The 14,873-nt window shown below is 65.4% G+C and carries 19 protein-coding genes; 6 read left to right on the top strand and 13 right to left on the bottom strand.

All coding sequences use genetic code 11. The annotated features are described in order from the left end of the window. Position 1 precedes the first annotated feature (1 nt). The 3 genes from AC07OK_RS12060 to AC07OK_RS12050 form a co-directional block, all read right to left on the bottom strand. Positions 2–1,318, bottom strand: coding sequence for an ATP-binding protein (locus AC07OK_RS12060; RefSeq protein ID WP_494690526.1), 1,317 nt, complete (start codon positions 1,316–1,318; stop codon positions 2–4). Positions 1,319–1,427: 109 nt separating this feature from the next. Further along, positions 1,428–2,288 carry a M90 family metallopeptidase gene (locus tag AC07OK_RS12055; protein ID WP_494690525.1) on the bottom strand — a complete coding sequence of 287 codons (861 nt, stop codon included), beginning with the start codon at positions 2,286–2,288 and terminating at the stop codon, positions 1,428–1,430. Between the two features lie 121 nt (positions 2,289–2,409). Beyond that, on the bottom strand, positions 2,410–3,042 hold the full coding sequence (locus AC07OK_RS12050; RefSeq protein WP_494690524.1) for a winged helix-turn-helix domain-containing protein: 633 nt from the start codon (positions 3,040–3,042) through the stop codon (positions 2,410–2,412). A 338-nt stretch (positions 3,043–3,380) separates the two neighbouring features. Here AC07OK_RS12050 and AC07OK_RS12045 point away from each other — a divergent pair, with 338 nt between their 5' ends. Then, positions 3,381–4,427, top strand: coding sequence for an OmpA family protein (locus tag AC07OK_RS12045; protein WP_494690523.1), 1,047 nt, complete (start codon positions 3,381–3,383; stop codon positions 4,425–4,427). Between the two features lie 39 nt (positions 4,428–4,466). Next, positions 4,467–5,333 (top strand): YihY/virulence factor BrkB family protein, encoded by an 867-nt coding sequence (locus tag AC07OK_RS12040; protein ID WP_494690522.1) that lies wholly within the window; start codon positions 4,467–4,469, stop codon positions 5,331–5,333. Positions 5,334–5,351: 18 nt separating this feature from the next. On the opposite strand, the gene AC07OK_RS12035 is transcribed toward AC07OK_RS12040, so the two are convergent. The 3 genes from AC07OK_RS12035 to AC07OK_RS12025 all read right to left on the bottom strand — a co-directional run bounded on the left by AC07OK_RS12035 (position 5,352) and on the right by AC07OK_RS12025 (position 7,248). Further along, on the bottom strand, positions 5,352–5,642 hold the full coding sequence (locus tag AC07OK_RS12035) for a hypothetical protein (protein ID WP_494690521.1): 291 nt from the start codon (positions 5,640–5,642) through the stop codon (positions 5,352–5,354). 74 nt (positions 5,643–5,716) lie between these two features. Further along, positions 5,717–6,871 (bottom strand): AI-2E family transporter, encoded by a 1,155-nt coding sequence (locus AC07OK_RS12030; RefSeq protein ID WP_494690520.1) that lies wholly within the window; start codon positions 6,869–6,871, stop codon positions 5,717–5,719. Positions 6,872–6,936: 65 nt separating this feature from the next. Next, positions 6,937–7,248 carry a BON domain-containing protein gene (locus tag AC07OK_RS12025; protein WP_494690519.1) on the bottom strand — a complete coding sequence of 104 codons (312 nt, stop codon included), beginning with the start codon at positions 7,246–7,248 and terminating at the stop codon, positions 6,937–6,939. Between the two features lie 211 nt (positions 7,249–7,459). Here AC07OK_RS12025 and AC07OK_RS12020 point away from each other — a divergent pair, with 211 nt between their 5' ends. Genes AC07OK_RS12020 through AC07OK_RS12010 form a run of 3 tightly spaced genes read left to right on the top strand, consistent with a single transcriptional unit; the run spans position 7,460 to position 8,457 of the window. Then, positions 7,460–7,903, top strand: coding sequence for an outer membrane lipoprotein (locus AC07OK_RS12020; protein WP_494690518.1), 444 nt, complete (start codon positions 7,460–7,462; stop codon positions 7,901–7,903). Positions 7,904–7,948: 45 nt separating this feature from the next. Continuing rightward, a complete protein-coding gene (locus tag AC07OK_RS12015; RefSeq protein WP_494690517.1) occupies positions 7,949–8,101 on the top strand; it encodes a DUF3309 domain-containing protein in 153 nt (50 codons plus the stop codon). A 17-nt stretch (positions 8,102–8,118) separates the two neighbouring features. Next, positions 8,119–8,457, top strand: a complete 339-nt coding sequence (locus AC07OK_RS12010) for a hypothetical protein (RefSeq protein ID WP_494690516.1) — start codon at positions 8,119–8,121, stop codon at positions 8,455–8,457. Positions 8,458–8,460: 3 nt separating this feature from the next. Here the strand turns inward: AC07OK_RS12010 and AC07OK_RS12005 are convergent, their stop codons facing one another. From AC07OK_RS12005 to AC07OK_RS11975, 7 genes are all read right to left on the bottom strand, one after another. Further along, positions 8,461–9,624: a patatin-like phospholipase family protein gene (locus tag AC07OK_RS12005; RefSeq protein WP_494690515.1), complete on the bottom strand. Its 1,164-nt coding sequence runs from the start codon at positions 9,622–9,624 to the stop codon at positions 8,461–8,463. 46 nt (positions 9,625–9,670) lie between these two features. After that, positions 9,671–10,036 carry a hypothetical protein gene (locus AC07OK_RS12000; protein WP_494690514.1) on the bottom strand — a complete coding sequence of 122 codons (366 nt, stop codon included), beginning with the start codon at positions 10,034–10,036 and terminating at the stop codon, positions 9,671–9,673. Between the two features lie 12 nt (positions 10,037–10,048). Continuing rightward, a complete protein-coding gene (locus AC07OK_RS11995) occupies positions 10,049–10,417 on the bottom strand; it encodes a phage holin family protein (RefSeq protein WP_494690603.1) in 369 nt (122 codons plus the stop codon). Between the two features lie 18 nt (positions 10,418–10,435). Continuing rightward, entirely contained in the window at positions 10,436–10,738 is a 303-nt protein-coding gene (locus AC07OK_RS11990; RefSeq protein WP_161098957.1) for an ElaB/YgaM/YqjD family protein, read from the bottom strand. 61 nt (positions 10,739–10,799) lie between these two features. Beyond that, complete coding sequence (locus tag AC07OK_RS11985; RefSeq protein ID WP_494690513.1) at positions 10,800–11,327, bottom strand: ferritin-like domain-containing protein; 528 nt, start codon at positions 11,325–11,327, stop codon at positions 10,800–10,802. Between the two features lie 19 nt (positions 11,328–11,346). After that, on the bottom strand, positions 11,347–12,240 hold the full coding sequence (locus AC07OK_RS11980) for an OmpA family protein (protein ID WP_494690512.1): 894 nt from the start codon (positions 12,238–12,240) through the stop codon (positions 11,347–11,349). Positions 12,241–12,250: 10 nt separating this feature from the next. After that, positions 12,251–12,640, bottom strand: coding sequence for a DUF4398 domain-containing protein (locus AC07OK_RS11975; RefSeq protein WP_494690511.1), 390 nt, complete (start codon positions 12,638–12,640; stop codon positions 12,251–12,253). A 138-nt stretch (positions 12,641–12,778) separates the two neighbouring features. Between AC07OK_RS11975 and AC07OK_RS11970 the strand changes: the two genes are divergently transcribed. Continuing rightward, entirely contained in the window at positions 12,779–14,830 is a 2,052-nt protein-coding gene (locus AC07OK_RS11970) for an AsmA family protein (RefSeq protein WP_494690510.1), read from the top strand. Positions 14,831–14,873 lie beyond the last annotated feature (43 nt).

Here is a 14,873-nt window from a genome sequence, read left to right as displayed (position 1 = left end):
GTCAGGCCGCCGCGGCCTGCGGCGGCTGCACCGGCAGGTGCACCGTGAAGCGCGTGCCCTGGCCCACCACCGAGGCCACCTCGATGCGGCCGCCGTGGCGGTTGACGATCCCGTACGACAAGGACAGGCCCAGCCCGGTGCCGCTGCCGACCGGCTTGGTGGTGAAGAACGGTTCGAAGATGCGGTTCAGGTTTTCCGGCGCGATGCCGCAGCCGTTGTCGCCCACCTCGATCCACACCCAGCCGTCGGCGGCGCCGGTGCGCAGCGTGATCACGCCCTGCTCGCGCAAGGCGTGGGCGGCGTTGACCAGCAAATTCATGAACACCTGGTTCAGCTGCGAGGCCAGGCAGGTGACCGGCGGCAGCGTGCCGTATTGCTTGTCGACCCGGGCCTTGTACTTGATCTCGTTGCTGACGATGTTGAGCGTGCTGTCCAGGCCATGGTGCAGGTCGGCCACCTGCCACTCGGTCTCGCCGACGTGGGAAAAGTCCTTGAGCGCCTGGACGATGTCCTTGACCCGCTTCAGGCCGTCCATCGATTCGCGCACCAGGTCGGTCACGTCTTCCTTGAGGAATTCCAGGTCGGCCTGTTGGCGCAGCGCCGCCAGCTGCGCCGCCAGCGCCGCATGCGGCGCGGCCGCCTGCTCGTAGCGCTCGATCACGCCCAGCAGGGTGCCGACGTAGTTCTTCAGCGAGCCCATGTTCGAGTTGACGAAGCCGACCGGGTTGTTGATCTCGTGCGCGATGCCGGCCGCCAGCTGGCCGATCGAGGCCATTTTTTCCGACTGCAGCAATTGCTCGTGGGCGTTGCGCAGCTCGCCGATCAGCGCCTGTTGTTCGACGCCCTTGGCCTGCAAGGTCTCTTCCATGCGCTTGCGCGCCGTGATGTCGGTCAGCGAGCCGATCACCTCCAGCGGCACGCCCTTGTCGTCGCGGATCAGGCGCAGCGTGTCGTGCATCCACAGATAGCTGCCGTCGCTGACGCGGAAGCGGTACTCGTAGGCGCGCTGGCCTTCGCTGAACACCAGCGCCAGGCTGGAGAAGATGCTGGGGGCGTCGTCGGGATGGATGTGGTCGAACCAGAAGTTGGGGTCGGCCACCATCTGCTCGGGACGGTAGCCCAGCACGTTCAAGGCGTTGTTGCTGACAAAGGTCATCTTGAAGTCGCCGCTGGGCACGGTGCAATAGATGATGGCCGGCGTGTTGTCGACCAGGTACTGCAAGCGCACCAGCGGAGAAGCCGCCTCGGCCACGGGCGCCGCGGCGGCGGGGGTGCCGGCGGCATCGGAGGAAAGAAAATCGAATTCGTCAAATTGCATATTGATAGCCTCGCGACAGCGTCTGTCCTGCGCAGATCGCGCAGGCGGACGGCATGCATCAACGTGCGCGGCTGAATGGATTATGCACTAGTTCCGGCATGGGCGGTGTTCAATGCGACCAGGTGGGCGACCAGTCGTGGACAGGCTCGGGCGGCGCCGGCGGCGGCGCCATCCAGGCGCGCGGATCGACCCGGTAGTACTTGAGGAATTCGGCGTACAACTCGGCGTGGTGCTCGGCCATCTGGTACGGTTTTTCAAAGAAGGTTTCGGTGGCGACGGCGAAGAACTCGGCCGGATTGGTGGCGCCGTAATGGTCCATCACGCTGTGCTGGCGGTACATGGCGCTGTGGCGCAGGCTCTGGAAATCGCGCTCCAGCACCTCCGACCATTCGCGGTAGCTGGCCGGGTTGCCCAGGTAGGGCGCGCCGTTGGCGCGGCCCGATTCGCTGTCGAGCTGGTGCGCGAATTCGTGCAGCACGACGTTGTGGCCGCGGCCGGGGCCGGACACCACGTCGTCCCACGACAGGATCACGCGGCCGTCGTCCCAGGATTCGCCCAGCATGCTGTGGTGGCCCGGCGTGACCACCCCGCCCGGCCCGATCTCGGCGCGCGGCGCCACGAAGGCGCCGGGGTAGACCAGGATGGTGTGCAGGGCCGGATAGACCTTGGACGGGCGGTTCAGCAACAGCAGGCAAGCCTGGCCGGCGATGGTGACGGCGATCTCGTCGGTCACTTCCAGGCCTTCGCAGCCGATGAATTTTTTCTGGTGCAGGAACTGCACCACCATGCGCTGCAACTGCTGCTGCAGATCGGGCGCCATGCGGCGGTAGACCGGGATGTTGTGCTGCAAGATGGCCTGCGCCCCGGCCGTCAAGGGCTGCGCCAGCACCCGCCGCAAACGCCAGCGCGGGTAGTAAAAAGGCAGCGCGATCAACAGCGCCGTCAGGCCGATCCAGGTCAAAGCTTCCATGTGCCGCGCGTCCGTTGAGATGTCCAGTCCAGGCTAGTTGGGGGGCCTTGTCGACATTTCAATATGCAAACAGCCGGGCATGCCCGGCCGTTCCATCATACGCGTGCGCCACGGCGGACGGTCAGGCGATTTCTTCTTTTTGCATCGATGGCGCCGAGCCAAACAGCGCCGCCACCAGCGGATCGCGCATCACCGGGCCGCGGTTGACGCGGATCGCGTAATGCGTGTCGTCGGCCAGGATGTGGAAGTGGCGGCCGCTGCCGGCCATCGCCTGTTCGCGCAGGCCGGGACGTTCCTTGCGCGGCGGCGCGCCTTCGCGCTTGGGCTGGACGATGGCGGCCAGGAAGGCGCCGACGCGTTCCGGGTCGGGCGTCAGCTGGTAGACCGCCTTGCCCAGGTAGGTGGCGGTGCCTTCGACATAGCGGGCCAGCTCGATCACGCCGGCTTCGCGCAGGTCGCGGATGTATTTGCGGGCGCCGGACGGCGAGAACTTCAGGAACCAGGCGATTTCATCGGCCAGCATTTCGTGCAGCTGCAATTCGCCGATCAGCTTTTGCATGTTTTCGATGCGGCGCAGCGTGGCCGAGGTCGAGCGGACCCGCTCGATAGAGGCCATCGACAGCGCAGGCTTCCGGTCCAGAGGCGCCGGGGCCGGACGGTCCACCAGCATCAGCTTGGCTGTGGTGGCGTGCATTTCCGGCGAGGCTTTCATCTCGTTCTGGACCAGATGTTGAGGTTGTCTAACTGCATGCATGGGAACACTCCTTATAACAATTGCCGAGATTAGTGGCAGCGGATAGCGTGGCGGGCGGCGGGCATCTCGCTACGTTCTCTGCATCTGGCTCAAGAATGCCTTTTCGCAGCGCATCGGTCTGTGCGGCAACGAACATTAGAGAACATCCTTGGCACTTAAGGTGTGACAAGGGGCGTTGAACTAAGTTTCCGGAACTGTGCCGGATTTGATACACCACAATCTTAGGTACGCTAGCGCACGGAAGAGCTGCACCAAATTCCCTAATCTTCGGTCCAACAGCGGTGCCTCAACATTGCTGGCAATGAAACACATCCAATCAATAAATCGGGAGCAAACCTGTGAACCACACTAAAAAAATCGCCCTCGCCGCCGCACTGTTGTGCGCGTCGTTCACCGCCCTGGCCCAGGATGCGGTCGTCAATCCATCGTGGTATATCCAGCCCAGCCTGAACGCCATGAAGCCCGATTCGGACTTCGGCGTGGACAAGCGCGGCTACGGCGCCGGCCTCAAGTTCGGCAAGGCCATCAACCAGGACTGGGATGTGCAGCTCGGCACCACCTACGCCCGCTCCCGTGAAAACGGCCAGCGCTACCAGCAAAACACGCTGGGCGTCGATGGTCTGTATATGTTCTCCCGCAAGACCTTCCGTCCCTTCCTGCTGGTCGGCATCGGCGCCGAACACGACAAGTCCAACCTGAACCTGGTCGGCCAGCGCAGCAAGACCTCGCCCTACCTGAGCGCCGGCCTGGGCTTCCAGGCCGACATCAACGACCAGGTCGCCTTCCAGGCCGACCTGCGCGACGTGCATGGCTTCATACGCGGCAATGAGTTCCCGAACAGCAAGAGCAATAACTACTACGCGACGGTCGGCCTGAACATCGCCTTCAACGCGCCGCCGAAAGCCGCGCCGGCCGCGCCGCCGCCGGCGCCGCAGGTCATGGAACCCGCGCCGCAGCCGGCGCCGGTCACCCCGCCGCCGCCGCCGCCACCGGCCCGCTTTGAAAAAGTGACGATGTCGGCGACCGAGCTGTTCGGCTTCGACAGCGCCAAGCTGGCGCCTGCGCAACCCAAGCTGGACGACATCGCCAACGTGCTGAACGCCAACCCAAGCATCGACAACGTGGTCATCTCCGGCTACACCGACCGCCTGGGCAGCGACAAGTACAACCTCAAGCTGTCCGAGCGCCGCGCCAACGCGGTCAAGGACTACCTGGTCGGCAAGGGCGTCGCCGCCAACCGCTTGAACGCCGTCGGCAAGGGCGAATCCAATCCTGTCGCGCAGTGCAACGACAAGAAGCAGAAGCGTGCCGACCTGATCAAGTGCCTGGAGCCTAACCGCCGCGTCGAAGTCGAGCAGATCACCATCGAACGCCGCGTGCAGTAAGCGCGATCAGCCCCGCTCCGGTAGCGGGGCTTTTTTCCGATGAAGCCAGATCTCGTGTCGGTGCTGCGATGCAGCGTGACCGAATGGTTGACACACCGCGCCAGCAGCAAGGGCGCGGCGTTGGCGTTTTACACGCTGTTTTCGATGGCGCCCATCCTGGTGCTGGTGCTGGCCATCGCCGGCTGGTTTTACGGTCCGCAGGCGGCGCAGGGCCAGTTGTTCGGCGAGCTGCGCGGCCTGGTCGGCGCGCAGGGCGCGCAGGCGCTGCAACTGGTGCTGGCCGGCGCCCGCAACAAGGAGGAAGGCCGGCTCGCCACCGCGCTGGCCGGCACCCTGCTGCTGTTCGGCGCGACCAGCGTGTTTGCCGAGCTCAAGGCCAGCCTGGACGATATCTGGCAAGTCCCGCCGCTGACCCACGGCAGCGCCTGGGACGTGATACGCACCCGCCTGCTTTCCTTCGGCATGATCTTGGTGCTGGCCTTCCTGCTGATGGTGTCGCTGGTGGTCAGCGCCGCGCTGGCCCTGCTGGAAAAGCTGTGGAGCGAATATTGGCGCGAAGCCGGGCTGGTGCTGTCGGCCATCAATTTCGTCATCGGTTTCATCGTCATCGCCGCCCTGTTCGGCGTGATCTTCAAGCTGCTGCCGCGCGTACGGCTGTCCTGGCACGACGTGACGATAGGCGCGACCGGCACGGCCGCGCTGTTCACGTTGGGGAAATACCTGATCGGGGTTTACATCGGCAACAGCGGCGTCACCAGCAGCTTCGGCGCGGCCGGCTCGGTGATCGCGCTGCTGCTGTGGGTGTACTACTCGGCGCAGATCTTCTTCCTCGGCGCCGAGTTCGCGCGCCAGTACGCGCTGCAACTGGGCAGCCTGCGCGTTGGTGCGCGTTGGGATCAGGCCTGACCCCAACCGACCAACAGATTACACCAGCGTGCGCCGCAGATAGGCGCGCCGCGTGGCGACCGGCAGATCGGCCACCGGCACCGCCGCGGCCAGCGCCTGCTGGTCGGCCTCGCGCACCTGGGCGTCGGGCGCCAGCACGCGGGCGATCACCTGCGGGCTGATGCCTATGCTCTGCAAGAACTCCACCGCGTTGGCGGTGCCGATGTCGCGCTGCATTTCCAGCGCATGGCGCACGATAAATTCAAGGGAGTGCCAGCCCGCGGTTTCCGAAGTCCCCGGTCGCTGGCGGCGGTCTTGCTCTGGACTCATGGCGCCCTCCTCAAGGTGTTGGTAATGCTCATGTTAGCCGACTGGCGCAGAGAAACAAGGGCTGGCGCGCAGGCCTATTCGCCCAGCAATTCCGCCACCACTTCCATGCCTTCGACGCGCTCGGCCACCACCTTGACGATGACGGTCAGCGGCACCCCCAGCAGCAAGCCGTAGACGCCCCACAACCAGCCCCAGAACAGCAGGCTGACGAACACCGCCGCCGCGTTCATGCGGGCGAAGCGTCCTGTCATCCAGGTCGCCACCACGCTGCCGACCAGCGTCGCGATCGCCAGCGACGTGCCCATCACCAGCACACTCATCTGCAGCGATTCGAATTGCATGAAGGCCACCGCGCCGGTGGCCAGCGTGATCAGCAAGGGGCCGAAGTACGGCATCAAGTGCAGCAGCCCGGCCACGATGGCCCAGGCGCCGGCGTTCTCCAGGCCGATCCAGCGCAGCGCTATCCACATCAGCAAGGCCAGCAGGCCGTTGGTGACGAGCAGCATCAGCATGTATTTCTGGATCGACGAGTTGATGTCCTCCAGGATGTGGACGGTGATTTTTTTCTTGCTCAGCGACGGCCCGGTCAGCTTGACCAGCTTGCGCTTGAAGATGTCGCCCGACAGCAGCAGGAAGAACACCAGGAAGATCACCATGGTCGCCTGGCTGAGGAAACCCATCACGCCCATCGAGCCGGCCCAGACCCAGTCCATCACCGGCAAGGTGCCGCCGTCCGCGGCCGGCGCGGCCTTGCGCAGGGCGCGGCGCTCCTGCGCGCCGGCGGTCGCTTGCTGCAATTCAGTGGCCACCGCCTGGATGCGCTGGAAGGTGCTGGGGCCGCCTTGCATGCGCGCGGTGAGCAGGCGCGACAGTTTGTGGCTGACGGTGGGCAGCTCTTCGACGATGGCCTGGAATTCGCCCTGCACCTTGTCGATCACGACGAAGGCGCCGCCCAGGATGGCGACCGTGACCAGCGTGGCGCCGAGCACGCGCGGCACGCGCCGGCGCTCCAGCCAGCACACGATGGGGCTGAGCATATAGCTGAACAAAATGCCGAGTAACAGGGGGACCAGGAAATTGCGCGACCATTGCAGCGCATAGACAAACGCCACGGTGGCGATGACGCCGAGCGCGAGGCCGCGGGCGTTGACATGCAGGGGAATACGGGGCAGATCGCCATCGGCAGCCACTGCGTTGTTGCGGGGAAGTTCGGCAGGCAGCTGGCTCATGATGGCTCGCAAAGAACTCCCGACGCGGCACGCCCGGATGGGCAGGCCGCGCCGGCAGGTAAGACTTACTTGACGCGGATGTCGTTCTTCACGGCGGTCACGCCTTTGACGCCGCGCGCCACAGCGCCGGCCTTGGCGATGTCTTCTGGCTGGGCGACGAAACCGCTCAGCTGCACGGTGCCCTTGAAGGTTTCCACATTGATTTCGGTGGACTTCAGGCTGGGCTCGTTGAAGATGCTGGCTTTGACTTTGGTGGTGATGACGGAATCGTCGACATACTCGCCCGTGCCTTCTTTGGTCGAGGTCGATGCGCAGCCGGCGGTGGCCAGCAGCGAAACGGCGAACAGGGCGGTAGCGATTTTGTGTGCGATTTTCATGGCATTCTCCTTGGAGGGTTTATTAACAGTGGTTTGTCAGCCAGCGGAACTTGATGTCTCCGCTACCGATGTAGAGGTTTTACGCCCCTTCCCTGCCCACCTCTGTACGGTACCGTACACAGGCCGCACATCGCCATGCTGGGTGCGGAAGCGCACAGACCCTCGCCGCACCGCTGTCTATGCTGGAATCACACATTTTCGGGAGGACAAGATGAAACACTCGACCACCATAGCAGCCATGCTGATCGCAGGAACCGCCGTCCTGAGCGGCTGCGCCGGCACCGGCCAGCCGCAAGGCAGTTACACCAACCCGGCGGACACCGCCTCCTACGGCACCATCGAATCGATCCAGGTGATGCAGGCCAAATCCGGCACCAGCGGCGCCGGCGCCGTCACGGGCGGCCTGGTCGGCGCCCTGCTGGGTAACCAGATTGGCTCGGGCAGCGGCCGCACCGCCGCCACCGTGGCCGGCGCAGTCGGCGGCGCCGTGGTCGGCAACAAGGTAGAAGAAAACCGCAGCCAGCCGCGCGAACAATACCAGATCAGCGTGCGCATGGACAACGGCGACTACCGCATCGTCAACCAGGACAGCGTCTACGACCTGCGCGCCGGCAATCGCGTGCGCCTGGTCGACGGCCGCGTGTACCGCTATTAATTTTTTTGCCGCACCGGCAGTCAAGCATATAACAAGGAGAACACCATGGGCACCATCATTCTGATCATTCTGATCCTGGCCTTGATCGGCGCTTTGCCGACCTGGCCGCACAGCCGCGGCTGGGGCTATGCGCCCAGCGGCATCACCGGCCTGGTGGTGGTGATCCTGCTGATCATGCTGCTGACCGGCAGGCTGTAACGACACTGGAGGACATCATGGCTCACTTCAAGCACCTCATCATCGGCGCGGCGCTGCTAGTCGCCGCGTGCGCCGCGCAGGCCAGCACCAACACCACGCCGCCGCAAAACGTCCAGTTGCAGAAGTCGGAAATCGCCAAGGGCGACCCGCCGCGCTGGTACCAGGACGACACCAGCCCGGCGGCGCAATTGCGCACCCTGCGCAAGGAAATCGGCGCCGCGCTGGCCGAGGCCACCATCGCCTGCAAGCAGGGTCCCGCGGCCGAACGCAGCACCTGCCTGAAAGAGGCCCGCGAAACCTACCGCCACGACATGGCGAACGCCGCGCAGATCCGCGCGGAGAACCATCCGTACTAAGGCCTAGGCCGCCCGTTCCTGGTCGTGCGCCGGCTGCCGCAACGGCGGCAGCTCGTGCACGACCAGCGGCGTGTCTTCCGTCACAAAGCTCAACCAGCCCGCCGCCGTGATGGCGCGCAGCGCGTCCTGATAGCCCTGTTCCCAGCGCCATTCAATCGAGCCCTTGGAGAAGTTGATGTCCTTGGCCGCCATATTCCAGTCGCGTCCCGCATAGGCCAGGCGCACCACGTGCAGCGTGCTGTCGCCGCCCAGCCCGGCCAGATCCTGCTGGCCCTGCTCCGACTTGGCCCGCTCCGGCAACTCCGCGTACAGCGCGCGCAGCTTCTGCTTGAGCTTGTGCGTGGCGACATAGTCCTGCAAGTGGCGCGTGGAACGCGAGGCAAAGCTCACATCCTTCTGCCTCGTCTGCACCTCGTCCAGCGTGGTCGGCTCCGGGCCGTCGGCGTTCCACAAGTCCACCATGAAGCACAAGGTATCGACATGCTCGTTATCGTCCAGCACGGTTTCCAGCGGCGTGTTGGAATACAGGCCGCCGTCCCAGTACAGCTCGCCGTCGATGCGCACCGGCGGAAAGCCCGGCGGCAAGGCGCCGCTGGCGCGCACATGGTCGGCGCACAACCGCTGCTCGCGGTTGTCGAAGCTGCGCAGCGAGCCGCAGGTGACCTTGAGCGCGTTGACCGTCAGCCGCATGCCGCCCGGCGCGTTCAGGTAGTCGAAATCGATCAGGCGCTCGAGCGTTTCGCCCAGCTCGCTGGTGTCGTAGAAGCTGGCCTGCTCGGGCGCCACGGCGGTCCCCATGGGGAACAGGCTCATGAAGCGCGGCTTGAAGAAGCCCGGCACGCCGCGCAGCACGGTGTCCCAGGTTTGCATCTGCACGTTGGAGCGCCGCTGCATGTCCGGCACCCGCGTCATGTCGTAGCTGTCGCGGTGGGCCACGCCGTCCCAGAACTGCTTGAGGCGGCTCAGGCGGGTCTCGTGCGGATTGCCGGCCAGGATGGCGGCGTTGATCGCGCCGATCGAGGTGCCGACGATCCAGTCCGGCGCCAGGCCGTGCTCGTGCATCGCCTGGAACACGCCGGCCTGGTAAGCCCCCAGCGCGCCACCGCCCTGCAACACCAGCACCACGCGCAAGCGCTCGGGATTCAAATTCGGTTTCGCACTGCTCATCTGTGACTCCAATAAAAAAAACGCCGCATTGGCGGCGTTTGGGGGATTACTCCTGCTCCGGCGCGGGTTTGCGCCGCAGCAGCCACGCCATGCCAAGGCCGGCGGCCAGGGCCAGGCCCATGGCCGGCTTGACCAGGCGCTTGCGGGCGACATACGAGCCCACCGTCAGCGCATACGGCAGCAAGGCCTTGAAGTTGACATTCTTCAGCCCGCCCGGCTGCAACAGGCCGCCGAGGCGGGCCTGGGCCATGCCGATGGCCTGCTCGACGGCGCCGTGCAACATGGCGTCCGGCTGCAGGGCATTGCCGACCAGCGCCTTGGCGTGCACCACCTTGATGCGATACAGCTCGCCTTCGCGGATCAGGCGCTGCTTGTCGGCCTCGACGGCGGCGCGTTCAGCTTGTTTGCTCATCTGCTCTCCCGGTTACAACAGCATGTCGCGGTCGGACTTCAGTTCCGCCATCGTCGCCGGCATCGACAGTTTGCCGCTGCGTATCAGGCCGCGCGCGTACAGGATCAAGCCGATCGCGATCAACAGGAACACGCCGGTGATGATGGGCAGGATCTTCCAGCCGAGCGCGTCCCAGGCCAGGTAGGCGATGGTCACCGTGCCGTAGGCCAGCGCGAAGCAACCCGCCACCACGGCCAGCGCGAACACCAGCACCAGCTGCAGCAGGTGATTGCGCACCTGCGACAATTCCAGCGCGGCCAACTCCAGCCGGGTCAGCACCAGGCCGATACTGTTGCGGGCGATATTGCCCAGCGACGCGATCAAGCCCGGTGGACGGTTCATCTCATCGGACACGATGGCTTACTTGCGGCCGATGATCACACCGATCAGCAGGCCGACGCCGGCCGCGGCGGCGATCGAGCGCCATGGGTTTTCCTTGACGTAGACATCGGCCTGCTTGGCCATTTCCTTGCTGGCGGCGAGCGCGCTTTGCTGCGCTTCGTGGGCCTTGGCCAGCGCGGTGTCGAGCGCGCGCATGCCGCGGCCGCGCAGTTCTTCGGCTTTTTCGCCGGTCAGCGCGGTGGCGGCGGTGAACAATGCTTGCGCATCCTTAACCAGAGTTTTCACGTCGTTATTCACGGTACTGATGTTTTGTTCCAGCATGATGGAGCTCCTGTTATGGTTGTGTGAAGTGAAAACTGTACAGCAAACTGCAAAAACAGCATTATCCCAGCAAATCGCGCATATCGTCCGCGTGTTCCTCTTCCACCGCCATGATCTTGATCAATAAATGGCGGGTGGTCGGATCGGTCGCGCCGATCTGTTCGATCATCTGGCGGTACGACTCAATGGCGACACGCTCGGCGATCAGGTTGGCCTTGATCATCGATTGCACATCGTCAGATGCATCATACTCGGCATGGCTACGTGCGAGCAATGTTGCCGGATTGAAATCAGGCTGGCCATTCAACTGGATGATACGCTCCGCCAGCCAGTCTGCGTGTTCTTGCTCTTCCATGGCGTGCTGCAGGAACTCGGCCTTGACCGAACCGTTGTCGCGACCGGTCACCGTGTAGTAGTGCCGCTTGTAGCGCAGGATGCAGACCAGCTCGGTGGCCAGCGCGTCGTTGAGCATCTTCAGGACGGCCGTGCGGTCGCCCTGGTAGCCGGCCGTGACCGGGCCGTCCTGCAGGTTGCGGGCGGCCGCGCGGATGGCCTCCTTGTCGATGCCGATGGGGGTGGAGTCAGCCATGATGTGCCTTCCTTAAAAGTTAATGACGGGTGGCGATCGGCGCGCCGTTCTGCGACAGCACGATCTCGACGCGGCGGTTCAGCTGGCGGCTGCCGGCATCGCTGTTGCTGGCGACCGGGAAGGCTGCGCCATAGCCGCGGGTGGCGATCTTGTCGCTCTTGACGCCTAGGCCGATCAGCGCGTTGCGCACCGATTCGGCGCGGCGCTGCGACAGCTCCAGGTTATGCGCGGCGCTGCCGGTGCTGTCGGTGAAGCCTTCGATCAGCACCGCGCTTTGCGGTTCCTGCAGCAGCACGTCGGCCATCTTCTGCGCGGTGCGCATGCCTTCCGCGCTGAGCTCGGCGCGGTCGACCTTGAACAGCACGTCGCTCAGGGTGATGACGATGCCGCGGTCGGTTTGCTTGGCTTGCAGGTCGGCCAGCTGCTGTTGCAGCGCGGCGTTCTTGGCCGCTTCGTCGCGGGCGCTGTTGGCGGCGGCGTCGGCCTGGGCGCGGGCGGCGTCGGCGTCAGCCTTGGCCTGGTTGGCTTGCGACTTGGCCTGGTTGGCTTCCACGGTGCGCTGCTCCAGGCGGATCTCGTCGCGCTGGTGGCCGGCGTTGGCCATCTCGCTCTCGGCCTGTTTCTGTTTCGCGACTTCACGCGCGGTGGCGATCTTCTGCTTGGCGATGTAGGCCAGCTTGTCGATCTCGTCCAGGCTTTCCTTCTTCGCGGCGGCGGCGTTGGCGCGGTCCAGCGCATCGGACGCGGCCTTGAATTCCAGCGGCGCGTTGGTCGCGACCGAAGGCGTGCTTTGCGCGGCCATGAAGTCGCCGCGGGTTTGATCGAGCAGGCTGGTGGTGGTCGGCGTGGTGCTGCACGCGGCGAACAGCATGGACAGCGCGAACACGGATGGAATGAGGTACAGGGATTTCATGGTGGGCTCCTTATTGTTGGCTGGTGGCGTTGCTGCGGTTCAGTTCTTCACGCAGGGCGCGTATGCTTTGCTGCAGCTCGTCCGCCGCCATGGTGGCCTTGGTCGAACTGGCCTTGCTCTGCGCCAGCTGGGCGTCGGCCGAGGCCTGGTTGGCCAGGTCCTGCGCGGTCTTGTAGTCCTTGGCGGCCAGCGCCTGGTTGGCGCGCATCAGCTTGTCGCGGGCCGACAGCATTTCCGCCGGCGCCAGGTCGGACGCGCCGGCGCTGGTGGCGTTGGCGACGGCGGCGCGCGACACGGCGACGTCGGCGGTGGCCGGGGTTTTTTCACTGGCGCAGGCGCTCAGGCCCAGTACGGCGGCCACGGTGCACAACAGGGTGAGACGGTTTTGAATGGTGGTCATTATTCTTCTCCTCAAAAAATCGTTCGGTAGGTTGACGTTATATGCCCTTGCCGATGCAGCCTCAGTACGGTGCCGCACATAGCTCGCCAGCTGCGGCCTAGTAAAATAGCGTCACTCCAATAAGAAAATAGGCCAGTCATGTCCCCTCTCCGCCGCCGCACCCGCATCGCCCTTGCCGTCGCCGGCGTCCTGCTCGCCGTGCCCGCCATCGCCGTCATCGTCCTGGTCAATGTCGACTGGAACCGGGCGCGCCCGTGGTTGAACGAGAAGGTCAGCGAAGCCATCGACCGTCCGTTCGCGATCCGCGGCGAGCTGTCGCTGACCTGGGAACGCCAGGGCCACGGCGACGCCGACCGCACCTGGCGCGACTACCTGCCGCTGCCGCACCTGGTGGCGCGCGACGTCCACGTCGGCAACCCGGCCGGCTGGCCGGCGCAGATGGAAATGACCAGCGTCAGCCAGTTCTCGTTCTCGATCGACCTGCTGCCGCTGCTGGAGCACAAGCTGGCCATCCCGGTGCTGCGCTTCGACAGTCCGGTGGTGCTGTTGCAGCGCCGCGAGGACGGCCGCAACAACTGGACCTTCAAGCCGGCCGACAAGCCCTCGCCGTGGAAACTGGATTTGCAGCGCGTGGTGTTCACCAAGGGCACGGTGCACTACGTCGACGCCATGACGCACGTGGACGCCGTCGCCGAGGTCGACACGCTGAACGCCGATCCGACCTACGGCGTGGCCTGGAAACTGCGCGGCAAGTGGAACCAGCAGAACATCGCCGGCGGCGGCAAGGCCGGCGCCGTGCTGTCGCTGCAGCAGCAATCGACGCCCTACCCGCTGGCGGCCGACCTCAACGTCGGCGGCACCCGCATCGCCATCGTCGGCACGCTGACCAAGCCGTCCGCGCTGGCCGCGCTCGACATGCGGCTCAAGGTGTCCGGCCCCAGCATGGCGCGCCTGTACGGCCTGACCGGCGTGCTGCTGCCGGAAACCCCGCCGTTCGCCACCGAGGGCCACCTGAGCGCCAGCCTGGGCGCCCACGCCAGCCGCTGGACCTACGATCAGTTCAGCGGCCGCGTCGGTCATTCCGACATCGGCGGCAAGCTCGACTACCAGTCCGGCCAGGCGCTGGCGCGGCCGTTGCTGACGGGCGCGGTGCAATCGAAGCTGCTGCAATTTTCCGACCTGGGGCCGCTGATCGGCGCCGACTCCAACGCCAGCAAGGAGGCGCGCGGCGTGGCGCCGGTGCAGCCGGGCGACCGCGTGCTGCCGGTGGAGCCGTTCAAGACCGAGCGCTGGACCGCGCTCGACGCCAAGGTCGGCTTCAAGGCCCAGCGCATCACGCGCGACAAGGACCTGCCGATCGCCAATCTCGACACCATGATCGCCATGCAGGACGGCGTGCTGTCGCTGACGCCGATGAACTTCGACATCGCCGGCGGCCGCTTCACCTCCACCGTGCTGCTGGACGGCAGCGGCAAGCTCAACCCCAACGCCATCCGCGCCGAACTGAAGGCCGGCGCGCGCCACCTCAAGCTGCGCCAGCTGTTCCCGCGCATCGCGGAAATGCAGGCCACGGTGGGCGAGGTCAACGCCGACATCTCGCTGTCGGCCACCGGCAACTCGGTGGCCGGCCTGCTGGCGACGTCGAACGGCGAGCTCAAAGGCGTGATCAACGAAGGCAGCGTCAGCAAGCTGCTGCTCGAAGAGATGGGCCTGAACATCGGCAACGTGGTGCTGACCAAGGTGATCGGCGACAAGCAGGTCAAGCTCAACTGCATGGTGGCCGACTTCGGCGTGAGCAAGGGCTTGATGCAGTCGCGCCTGTTCGTGGTCGACACCTCGGACGCCAAGATCGACGTCTCCGGCACCGTCAACCTGGGCAACGAGAAAATGGACCTGACCATGCGGCCCGACGCCAAGGGCTTGCGGGTGATTTCGCTGCGGGCGCCGATCTATGTGCGCGGCACCTTCAAGCAGCCGGACATCAGCGTCGACAAGGGGGTGCTGGCCTTGCGCGCCGGCGGCGCGCTGGCGCTGGCCATCGTGGCGCCGGTGGCGGCCATCCTGCCGCTGATCAACGCTGGCCCCGGCGAAACCACCGGCTGCGCCACCCTGCTGGCCCAGCAAGGCGGCAAGCCGGTGGCGCCGCCGCCGGGCAAGACGCTGGCGCCGAAACCGCCGCTCAAGCACTGAAGGCGGCTGCGACTCTGTGTGCGCTGCCGAACGGAATCGCCCC

The organism is Duganella sp. GW821-FHT07G03, assembly GCF_059418605.1.
This window is presented reverse-complemented; position numbering and strand designations above follow the sequence as displayed.